7 protein-coding genes are annotated in these 11215 nt (G+C 72.9%); 5 read left to right on the top strand and 2 right to left on the bottom strand.

The features are described from left to right. Window positions 1-137: 137 nt before the first annotated feature. Complete coding sequence (locus QBL21_RS02460; RefSeq protein ID WP_407560301.1) at window positions 138-479, bottom strand: branched-chain amino acid transporter permease; 342 nt, start codon at window positions 477-479, stop codon at window positions 138-140. Then, entirely contained in the window at window positions 472-1197 is a 726-nt protein-coding gene (locus QBL21_RS02455; RefSeq protein ID WP_407560300.1) for an AzlC family ABC transporter permease, read from the bottom strand. The genes QBL21_RS02460 and QBL21_RS02455 overlap by 8 nt, the downstream gene beginning before the upstream one ends. A 62-nt stretch (window positions 1198-1259) precedes the next feature. On the opposite strand from QBL21_RS02455, the gene QBL21_RS02450 reads away from it, so the two are divergent. The 5 genes from QBL21_RS02450 to QBL21_RS02430 all read left to right on the top strand — a co-directional run bounded on the left by QBL21_RS02450 (window position 1260) and on the right by QBL21_RS02430 (window position 11047). Further along, window positions 1260-1718 carry an Lrp/AsnC family transcriptional regulator gene (locus QBL21_RS02450; RefSeq protein WP_407560299.1) on the top strand — a complete coding sequence of 153 codons (459 nt, stop codon included), beginning with the start codon at window positions 1260-1262 and terminating at the stop codon, window positions 1716-1718. A gap of 229 nt (window positions 1719-1947) precedes the next feature. Beyond that, window positions 1948-3228, top strand: coding sequence for a glycoside hydrolase family 71/99-like protein (locus QBL21_RS02445; protein WP_407560298.1), 1281 nt, complete (start codon window positions 1948-1950; stop codon window positions 3226-3228). Window positions 3229-3383: 155 nt separating this feature from the next. Continuing rightward, window positions 3384-5732 carry a glycosyl hydrolase family 95 catalytic domain-containing protein gene (locus QBL21_RS02440; protein ID WP_407560297.1) on the top strand — a complete coding sequence of 783 codons (2349 nt, stop codon included), beginning with the start codon at window positions 3384-3386 and terminating at the stop codon, window positions 5730-5732. 298 nt (window positions 5733-6030) lie between these two features. Next, window positions 6031-8529: an ROK family protein gene (locus tag QBL21_RS02435; protein ID WP_407560296.1), complete on the top strand. Its 2499-nt coding sequence runs from the start codon at window positions 6031-6033 to the stop codon at window positions 8527-8529. A gap of 46 nt (window positions 8530-8575) precedes the next feature. Beyond that, window positions 8576-11047: a PQQ-dependent sugar dehydrogenase gene (locus QBL21_RS02430; protein ID WP_407560295.1), complete on the top strand. Its 2472-nt coding sequence runs from the start codon at window positions 8576-8578 to the stop codon at window positions 11045-11047. Window positions 11048-11215 lie beyond the last annotated feature (168 nt).

The following is an 11215-nucleotide window of genomic DNA, read 5'->3' as shown; positions in this document are numbered from 1 at the left end:
CCGCGCCGTGCGCGGGGCCCCTCTCACAAAGCCCTTTCCTTTCCCGGGAGTCGGGAGCTCTCCACTTCTTACGGAAGAATTCCTCACTCACCCGTACAACACGGGCGCAGAGGTCGGAGGGTTTCGGCCGGAGGGCTTCAGGAGGCGAAGACCGCGCTGGCGAGCACGACATGCACGGCCGTGCCGCCGAGTATCGACAGCAGGACATTGCGCCGCCACAGGTGTACGGCCACGGTGGCGGCCAGCGCGAGCAGCGTCGGCCACGCCGCCCCGGGGTCGCGCGGCGTGAGGTGGCGCAGGGTGTAGGCGGCGAGGATCACCATCACGCCCACCGGCATCGCCGCGCCGAGGTACGCCACGAGCGGGCTGGAGCGCAGCGGCGCCAGCGCGGCGAACGGCAGGGCGCGCAGCGCCCAGGTGACGGCGACGGCGACCGCGACGGCGGCGAGCAGGTAGCCGGCGGCGGGGGTGTCAGGCACGCGCGCCCGCCTCCCGGCGCCGTACGAGGGCGTGGCGGGCCAGCAGAGCCGCGGCGAACAGCAGGAACGCGGCGAAGAGCTGCCCGCCCGGCACCGCGAGGCGGCCGGCGAGCGCGCAGCCGAGCGCCAGCGCGGGCACGGCGGGCCCGGGCCGGTCGCGCAGCGCGTCGAGGGCCAGCACGGTGAACAGCGCGGTGACGGCGAAGTCCAGGCCCCGCACCCCGGCGGGGACGGCGGCGCCGAGGAGCGCGCCGGCGGTGGCGCCGCCGGCCCAGTACAGGTGGATGAAGACCTGGAGCCAGAGCACGCGGCGTGACGGGTAGGACTGCGCGGCACCGTTCGCGGTCACGGCGTACGCCTCGTCGGAGAGCGCGAAGGTGCTGTACGCCTTGGCCGCGCGGCCCCGGACGCGGTGCAGCGGGAAGGACAGGGCGTAGAAGACGTGCCGGAAGTTGACGGTGAACGCGGTCAGCGCGATCTGTCCCAGGGGCGCCGCGGCCAGCACCAGGCCGAGGAAGAGGAACTCCAGCGAACCGGCGTAGATCAGGGCCGAGAAGACGCTCGCCCACCACCAGTCCAGGCCCGAGTGGACGACGAGGACGCCGAACGCCACGCCCATGGGGAAGGCGCCGAGTCCGACCGAACCGGAGTCGGCGAGCGCCCGGGAGAGGTCGGAGCGCAGCCCGTGCCCGGCGCGCCCCGTGTGCTCCGTCACCATGGGTCAATTCTAGAAAGATCCGCGGCTCATATGGTTACGGATTGTGGCGCTAAGGTGGCCAGATGCGCAATGAAGTGAAAGTAGACGAGCTTGATCGTGAAATTTTGCGTCAGCTCCAGCGGGACGGCCGGCTGACGAACGTCGAGCTGGCCCGCCGCGTCGGTCTGACGCCGCCGCCGTGCCTGCGGCGGGTGAAGCGGCTGGAGGAGGCCGGGATCATCACCGGCTACCGGGCGCGGGTGGACGAGGAGGCGGCCGGGCGGGGGCTTGAGGTGATCGTCTCGATCGAGGTGTCGGTGAGCGACCTCGAAACCCTCGCCGGACTGGAGGCGACGATCGGCGCGTACGACGAGGTGGTGGAGTTCCGGCGGGTCTTCGGCACGCCGGACTACTTCCTGCGGGTGCTGGTCGCGGACTACGCGGCGTACGAGAAGTTCCAGACCGGAAAGATCATCGGCATCCCGGGGGTCGCGCGGGTGATCTCGCAGCCGACCATGAAGAAGATCAAGGTCGTGGACTGAGCCGGCCCGGGCGCCGGCGGCACCCAATTCCGGCGCATTCCGGAAGGCCCGCTTTCGTAAAATAAACTGCCTGACACGTAAAGGAGTTGAGAAATCGAATTCAATTGGTCGGACCTATTGCTACGGCGCCGGAGGCCCGACTACGTTACGGCTCGCGTCCCTTGGCGCGGCACCTTTCGCCGCCGCCGGGAATTCCCCCACCGCAGGCCCGACCGTGAGGAAAGCCCTCGTGACGATCTCCAGACGAAAACTCATCATCTCCGGCGCCGCCGCCTCCGCCGCGGCCGGCGGCGTGTTCTCCACCCGGTTCGCCGGCGCCGCCGAGGAGCCCGCGCTCGGAGCGCAGCCCGGCGCGAAGCCGGCCGCGAGCCCCGTCGGCGACGTGGTCGGCAAGGTCACCGTCGGCTACCAGGGCTGGTTCGCCTGCCCCGGCGACGGCGCGCCCATCAACGGGTGGTGGCACTGGAGCCGCGACATGAGCCGGCCGCCGTCCCCGGACAACACGACCATCGCGTCGTGGCCGGACATGCGGGAGTACGACGCCACGTACCCCACCGCCTACCAGGATCTCAACGGCGGCGGCCAGGCCACCCTGTTCTCCTCCTGGGACGACCAGACGGTCGACACGCACTTCCGCTGGATGGCCGAGAACAACTGCGACACCGCCGCCCTCCAGCGCTTCAACCCCTTCGGCGGCGAGGGCGCGACCCGCGACGGCATGGCCGAGAAGGTGCGCGCGGCGGCCGAGAAGCACGGCCGCAAGTTCTACATCATGTACGACGTCACCTCCTGGACGCAGATGCAGTCCCAGATCAAGGAGGACTGGACGACGAAGATGAGCGCGTACACGTCGTCCGGCGCGTACGCCGTGCAGAACGGCAAGCCCGTCGTGTGCATCTGGGGCTTCGGCTTCAACGACGACGGCCGCCCCTTCGAGCCCGCGCCCTGCCTCGACGTCGTCAACTGGTTCAAGGACCAGGGCTGCTACGTCATCGGCGGCGTGCCCACGCACTGGCGCACCGGGCAGTCCGACTCCCGCCCGGGGTTCCTCGACGTCTACCACGCCTTCCACATGATCTCGCCGTGGATGGTCGGCCGGATCTCCGACGTCGGCGGCGCCGACCACTTCTACGCCAACGTCAACGGCCCCGACAAGGCCGACTGCGACGCGCACGGCATCGACTACCAGCCCTGCGTCATCCCCGGCGACCTCCAGAGCGGGCACCGCGCGCACGGCGACCTGATGTGGCGGCAGTTCTACAACCTGACCCGGCTGGACGTCGCGGGCTTCTACATCTCCATGTTCGACGAGTACAACGAGGCCAACCAGATCGCCAAGACCGCGGAGACCGCGGCCCAGGTGCCGGCCGGCTCGGGCATCCGCGCGCTGGACGAGGACGGCACGTCGTGCTCCTCGGACTACTACCTGCGGCTGACCGCCGACGGTGGCCGGATGCTCAAGGGCGAACTCGCCCTCACCCCGGACCGTCCCACGTCGCCGCAGCCCTGAGAGCGCCCCGCCGGACCCGCCCGTTCCGCCGCTCCGCGGGCGGGCCCGGCGGGCGCCCCTGCCCGCGCGCCCGTGCCCCGACGCCGCGGCCCGGCGCCCGCACCACCCGAGTCCTTCCGTCGTACGGACGACGACGACCTCCGAGGTGAGGGAACATGACCGGAGACATCACCCGCAGAGCCACCGTGAAGACCGCGCTCGCCGCCGCGGGCGCGCTGACGCTGGGCACCCCCGCCCTGGCGTACGCCGCCCGCCGCGCGGCGGCCGACCCGGGCGACGCCTGGCGCCTGTGGTACGACAAGCCCGCCGCCGACTGGGAGCGCGAGTCGCTGCCGCTGGGCAACGGGGCCCTGGGCGTCGGCGTGTTCGGCACGCTCGGCTCCGAGAAGCTGACGCTCAACGAGAAGACGCTGTGGACCGGCGGCCCCGGCGCCGGCGGCTACGACTTCGGCAACTGGCGCGAGCCGCGGCCGGGCGCGCTGGAGGCCGTGCAGGACCGGCTCGACGCCGAGGGGCAGCTCAGCCCCGAGACCGTCGCGCAGCAGCTCGGCCAGGGCAAGCAGGGCTTCGGCGCGTACCAGATCCTCGGCGAGCTGCTGCTCGACCACCCGTCGGCGCCCGGCGGCCCCGACGGTTCGTACTGGCGCGACCTCGACATCGCCGAGGGCGTGGCCGCCGTGGCGTACGCGCACGAGGGGGCTGACCACCGCCGCGAGTACTTCGTCTCGTACCCGGACTCGGTGGTCGTCGGCCGGCTGACGGCGAGCCAGCCGGGGCGGGTCTCGTTCACCCTGCGCTACACCTCGCCGCGCAACGACTTCCAGGCGAGCGCGAGCGGCGACCGGCTGACGATCCGCGGCACGCTCCAGGACAACGGCCTGGTCTTCGAGGCGCAGATACGGCTGCTGTCCGACGGCGGCAGCGTGTCCGCCGGGAACGGCAGCCTGACGGTGAACGGCGCGAACAGCGCCTGGTTCGTGCTCTCGGCGGGCACCGACTACGCCGACACGTACCCCGACTACCGCGGCGCCGACCCGCACGACCGCGTCACCGGCGCCGTCGACCAGGCCGTGCAGGCGGGCCACGGCACGCTGCGGGAGCGGCATGTCGCGGACCACCGCGGGCTGTTCGACCGCGTCGCGCTCGACATCGGCCAGCAACAGCCGGCGCAGACCACGGACCGGCAGCTCGCCGGCTACGGGTCCGGCTCGGGGGCCGACCGGGCGCTGGAGGCGCTGTTCTTCCAGTACGGGCGTTACCTGCTGATCGCCTCCTCCCGCGCCGGGTCGACGCCGGCGAACCTCCAGGGCGTGTGGAACAACGTCACCAACCCGCCGTGGAGCGCCGACTACCACGTCAACATCAACCTCCAGATGAACTACTGGCCGGCCGAGGTCACCAACCTCGCCGAGACCACCGGCCCGTACGACGACTTCGTGGACGCCCTGCGCGCCCCCGGCCGGGTCTCGGCGCAGGAGATCTACGAGTCCGGCGGCTGGGTCGTCCACAACGAGACCAACCCGTACGGCTTCACGGGCGTGCACAACTGGGCGTCGTCCTTCTGGTTCCCGGAGGCCGCCGCCTGGCTGACGCAGCAGATGTACGAGCACTACCTCTTCGACGGCTCGACGGACTACCTGCGCAACACCGCGTACCCGGTGATGAAGGAGGCCAGCGAGTTCTGGCTCGCCAACCTGCGCACCGACCCGCGCGACGGCAAGCTCGTCGTCACCCCCAGCTACTCGCCCGAGCAGGGCAACTTCACGGCGGGCTGCTCCATGTCCCAGCAGATCGTGTACGACCTGCTGACCAACACGCTGGAGGCCGCGCAGACCCTCGGCGACAGCCCCGACTTCCGTACGCGCCTTCAGGACACCCTCGCCGACCTGGACCCCGGTCTGCGGATCGGCTCGTGGGGGCAGTTGCAGGAGTGGAAGGCGGACCTGGACGACCAGAACAACGACCACCGGCACGTCTCCCACCTCTTCGGCCTCCACCCCGGTCGGCAGATCGAGGTCGGCAGCCAGTGGGCGGAGGCGGCGAAGGTGTCGCTGACGGCGCGCGGTGACGGCGGGACGGGCTGGAGCAAAGCCTGGAAGATCAACTTCTGGGCGCGGCTGACCGACGGCAACCACGCGCACAAGATGCTCAGCGAACAGCTCAAGTCCTCCACGCTGCCCAACCTGTGGGACACCCACCCGCCGTTCCAGATCGACGGCAACTTCGGCGCCACCTCCGGCATCGCGGAAATGCTCCTCCAGAGCCAGCACGGGCCCATCGAGGTCCTGCCCGCCCTGCCGGGCGCCTGGCCCGCCGGCTCGGTGACCGGGCTGCGCGCCCGCGGCGGCGCGACCCTCGACGTCACCTGGTCCGGCGGCCGTGCCACCCGCATCGCCCTGCACGCGAGCCGCACCCGCCAACTCACCCTGCGCAGCAGCCTCCTCCCCGGCGGCGAGCAGGTCATCGACGCGGTGGCGGGCCAGACGTACACCTTCGGCGACTGACCGGCCGTACGCCGCCCGGGCCCGCGATGTGCGCCGCGGGCCCGGGTCCCCGAGGGCCGGGCGGCTGCCCGGGTAGCCGGCCCGCGGCCTTGCGCGCCGCCCGTTCGGGCATTCCCGGACGGGCGGCATCCATTGTCAGGCAGTTATTTTCCAGCATTGCGCTCGGCGTCTTTTATTTCGCCTGACAATTCACCAGCACCCTTTTCGGACCAGCAACTAAAAGGAGATACCGGGGCGTTGACTTAATAACACACGTGGTTTTACATGTGCGACACGAGCTGGACAGGAAGGCCACGCCATGCACCCCCACCAGCAGGCGACCGCCACCGCTGCCGCATTGCCCGCCGCACTGCCCGTCTCCCGGCCCTCCGCCGAGGACACCGGGCTGCTGCGCCAGTGGGCGGCGGAGGGCGGGGCGCTCGAACTGCGGGCCCGGATCGTGCTGTTGGCGGGGCAGGGCATGCGGGACACCGACATCGCCCGGCGGCTGGGCGTCTCGCGGCAGACCGTCGGCACCTGGCGGCACAAGTGGGCGGACGAGGGGATCGCCGGGCTGCGGCACCGCGGCCGGCCCGGCCGGCCGGCCACCGTCGACGAGGCGGAGGTCATCGCCCGTACGCTCCTCGCCAGCGACGGCGCCGCCGCCTCCCGGACCGTGGGCCGCGAACTGGGCCTGTCCCACGCCACCGTGGCCGCCATCCGGCGCCGCTGGTCCGACCACCCGCCCGCCGACCCGCCGCTGCCCGGCTCCGACATCTGGGTCGTCGGGCTCTACGCCGACGCCCACGGTGCCGTGCTCCTCACCGGCGCCCGTACCGGCTCCGCCGCGCAGCCGCGGCCCGCCGGCAGCGCCGTCGGCGCCGACGTGCTCGCCGGGCTCGACCGGGCCTGCGACGCCCTGCCCGGCGCCGTCGTCGGCAGCCGCCCGCCGGCGCCGCACCGCGCGCTCGCCGCGTTCCTCACCAAGGCCCGCAGGCGGCATCCGCGTATCGAGCTGTACGCGCTGACGCTCTGGACGGCGGACGACACCCGGGACCACCCGCACGCGGCCCCCGCACCCACGGCACCGACCAGCCGCCCCACCGCGCCGGCCGGCCGCCCCGCCGACCGCCCGACCGCCCGGCCGGCCTCCCCCGCCGGCGGTCCCCAGCCCCTCCCACCGGCCTCCCGCCCGACCCGGCAGCCGACCCCGCAGCCGGCCCTGCGGCCGGCCTCCCGGCCCACCGCCCGGCCGTCCGGCCGGCCCGCCTCCCCCGCGGCCCGGCCCCAGCCGCAGCCCCCCGCCATCCGCCCCGAAGCCTCTCCCCCCGCCACCCTCCACCGCATCCCCGCCACCTGCACCTGGCGCAGCTACCTCCGCGCCCTCGTCGCCCTCGACAGCTCCCGCCACCCCGAGTCCTCCCGCCGCGTCTACCTCGACCTCGCCGGCGCCGTCGAGGCGTACGCCCAGCGCCCGTCGGGCGAACCGCTCCAGTGGCTCCGCGAGTCGATAGCCAGCCACGCCGCCCCGCCCCGCCCCCGCGTCCGCCGCGACGGCGCGGGCGGGGGCGCGGCGGGGCGGCGGGAGTCCGCCGGCGGCGCGAACCACATCGACCTCGGCTCGTTCAACGAGTGCGTCGTCATCGAGGCCGTACGCCTCGCCGGCACCGTCACCCGCGGCGAGATCGCCCACCGCACCGGCCTGACCCAGCAGTCCGTGTCCCGGATCGCCCGCTCGCTGCTGGCCCGCGGCATCCTCGTCGAGGAGAACCGCCGCCAGGCGACCTCCGGCAAGCCGCGCACGCCCGTGCGGCTGCGCGGCGAGGCGGCGCACGCCGTCGGCATCCACGTCGACCCGGAGGTCTTCACCGCCGTCGTCATCGACCTGGACGGCACGATCGTCGCCGAGCGCACCCGGCCCGCCCACCCCACCGCCGACCCCGACGTGCTGGTCAAGCAGGTGGCCCAGCTCGGCCGCGGCGTGCTGGCCGACGCCCGCGGCGCGGTACGCCCCGGGGGGTTCCTCGGCATCGGCGTGGCCGTCCCCGGGCCCGTGGACACCGACTCCGGCACGGTGCTCGACCCGCCGCTGATGTCGGGGTGGACGGACCTGCCGCTGCTGTACCTCCTCAAGGACCACTTCCAGTGCCCGCTGATCATGGAGAAGGACGCGACCGCGGCGGCGGCGGGCGAACGGTGGATCGGCCGCGACCGGCGCGCCCGCGACTTCGCGTACGTCTACCTCGGTACGGGCGTGGGCTCCGGCCTCTACCTCAACGGCGACCTGCACCGCGGCACCAGCGCCAACGCCGGCGAGTTCGGGCAGTTGTGCGCCGTCGCGCTCGGCCGCACCGAGCCCGGCGGGCGGCCCGAGGTGCTGCCCGAGTGCAACCCGCCGCTGGGGCTGGCCCGGCTCGCCGCCCGGCACGGCTTCCCGCTGGACGCCGCCCTGGCCGGCAGCACCGCCGGCTACCGCGCCGTCACCGAGGCCGCCGCGGCCGGCGACCCGGCCGCCACCGCCGCCGTACGGCACCTGGCGCGGGCCGTCGGGCAGGGCACCACGAGCCTGGTGGACCTGCTCGACATCGACCTCGTCGTCCTCGGCGGTCCGTTCTTCACCGACCCGGCGGCCCCGCTGTACCTGTCCCACATCGGCGAGATGGTCAACGACTTCCCCACCGCGCGCCGCCTGCGGCACGTCGACGTCGAGCGGTCGGTGCTCGGCCCCGAGGCCGCCGCGGTGGGCGCCGCCTCCACGATCTTCCATGCCGCGTTCACCCCGAGGCTGCGCGGCGGGACGGCCCTTCGGGCCCTGTAACCCGTACGAACCGTCACCCCTCACGACGTACCAGGAAGGAACCCCCATGAGACGCACCCCCCACCGCCGGTCACGGCCGAGAACGGTGCACAGACCCGGCCGCTCCCTGCGGCTGCTGGCCGTCCTCGCGCTCGTGCTCGGCGGCGGCGCGGTCGCCACCGGCAGCCCCGCCGCGGGCGACGCGGCCGACATACCCCCCGGCGACTACCAGCACGTCCAACTGGCCTCCGGCGGGGCCGAGATGGGCGAGGCCATGTCGCTCGCCGTGCTCCCGGACCGCTCGGTCGTGCACACGGCGCGCGACGGCACGGTCCGGTACACCGACGCCGCCGGCAACACCAAGACCGCCGGGAAGCTCAACGTCTACAGCCACGACGAAGAGGGCCTCCAGGGCGTCGCCGCAGACCCCGGTTTCGCCACCAACCGGCAGATCTACCTGTACTACTCGCCCACCCTCAACACCCCGCCCGGCGACGCGCCCGCCACCGGCAGCCCCGCCGACTTCGAGCCCTGGAAGGGCCACCTGAACCTCTCCCGGTTCACGCTCAAGGCGGACAACACGCTGGACATGGGCAGCGAGCAGGTCATCCTCGAAGTGCCCAACGACCGCGGCCAGTGCTGCCACGTCGGCGGCGACATCGACTTCGACGCCCAGGGCAACCTGTACCTGACGACGGGCGACGACACCAACCCCTTCGCCTCCAGCGGCTACTCCCCGATCGACGAGCGGGCCGACACCAACCCGCAGTTCGACGCCCAGCGCTCCTCCGGCAACACCAACGACCTGCGCGGCAAGGTGCTGCGGATCAAGCCCACCGCCGACGGCTACACCGTCCCCTCCGGGAACCTCTTCGCCCCCGGCACCCCGCAGACCCGCCCCGAGATCTACGCGATGGGCTTCCGCAACCCGTTCCGGATGTCCGTCGACCGCGAGACCGGCGCCGTCTACCTCGGCGACTACGGCCCGGACGCCGGCGGCAGCGACCCGAACCGCGGGCCCAGCGGCCAGGTCGAGTTCAACCGCATCACCAGCCCCGGCAACTACGGCTGGCCGTACTGCACGGGCACGAACACCTCGGCGGAGACGTACAACGAGTACACGTTCCCCAACGGCCCCTCGGGCGCGAAGTACGACTGCGCCGGCGGCCCCGTGAACAACTCCCCGCACAACACCGGCCAGGACAAGCTCCCCGCGGCCAAGCCCGCCTGGATCCGCTACGGCGGCGACGCCGGCAGCCCGCCGGAGTTCGGCGGCGGCTCGGAGTCCCCGATGGGCGGCGAGGTCTACCGCTACGACCCGAACCTGGACTCGGACGTGAAGTTCCCCGAGTCCCTGGACGGCCGCTACTTCGCGGCCGAGCTGGGCCGGCAGTGGATCAAGGCCATCGAGGTCGGCCAGGACGGCTCCCCCGGGCTGATCGAGGACTTCCCCTGGGACGGCACGCAGATCATCGACACCGACTTCGGCCCGGACGGCGCGCTGTACGTCCTCGACTACGGCTCCGGCGGCGGCAACCAGGCGCTGTACCGCATCGAGTACCTCGCCGGCTCCAACCGCAACCCGGTCGCCCAGGCGTCCGCGGACGTCACGTCCGGCGGCACGCCGCTGACGGTGGAGTTCAGCTCGGCGGGCAGCACCGACCCGGAGGGCGGGGCGCTCACCTACCACTGGGACTTCGGCGACGGCGGCACCTCGGACCAGGCGAACCCCTCGCACACGTACACCGGCGCGGGCACCTTCACCCCGACGCTGACCGTCACCGACCCCGAGGGCCTGACGGGCACCGCCAGCCTGGTCGTGACGGCCGGCAACACCGCGCCGAACGTGACGCTCCAGACGCCGGGCGACGGGCGGCTGTTCTCCTTCGGCGACAACGTGCCGTTCACCGTGACCGCCAGCGACCCGGAGGACGGTGACATCGACTGCTCGAAGGTCGAGGTCACGTACTCGCTGGGCCACGACAGCCACACGCACGAGATCACCTCGGCGACCGGGTGCAGCGGCACGCTCAACGTGCCGGAGGACGGCGAGCACGACGCCGGCGCCAACCTGTACGGGGTCTTCACCGCCGAGTACACCGACTCCGGCGGCCTGACCGGCACCAGCACCCGCACCCTCCAGCCGCGGCACCGGCAGGCCGAGCACTTCGACGAGATGTCCGGCATCCAGATCGCCGGGCACGGCGGTGCGGAGGGCGGCTCCACGGTCGGGTTCACGGACAACGGCGACTGGGTGTCGTTCGAGCCGTACGCGCTGGACAACGTGACCGGCATCAGCGCGCGGGTCGCCTCCGGCGGTCCCGGCGGCACGATCGAGGTCCGTACGGGCTCGCCGACCGGCAGCGTCCTGGGCACCCTGACCGTCCCGCCGACCGGCGGCTGGGAGAACTACCAGAACGTCACCGCCTCGCTGAACGCGGCGCCGGCGGGCTCGACGACGCTCTACCTGCGGTTCGCGGGTCCGACGGGGCAGGGGAACCTGCTCGACATCGACGCCTTCACGTTCACGACGTCGTAGGACCGCGTGAGCGTACGGCAGAGATGACCCGAACCGGCTGAAGGGACCGGTCCGTCGAGAAGGGACCGGCCGAAGGACGGCCGGCACGGTGCGCCCGGCTGGGCGGAGCGCACCGTGCCGGTCTTTCGCTGTCCCCAGCTCTTCGCGCGCCACGCCACTTCGCGCTGC

The organism is Streptomyces sp. 184 (assembly GCF_045781775.1).
GTDB lineage: Bacteria > Actinomycetota > Actinomycetes > Streptomycetales > Streptomycetaceae > Streptomyces.
Note: the sequence above shows the minus strand (reverse complement) of the source record. Positions and strands in the feature narration are given on the sequence as shown.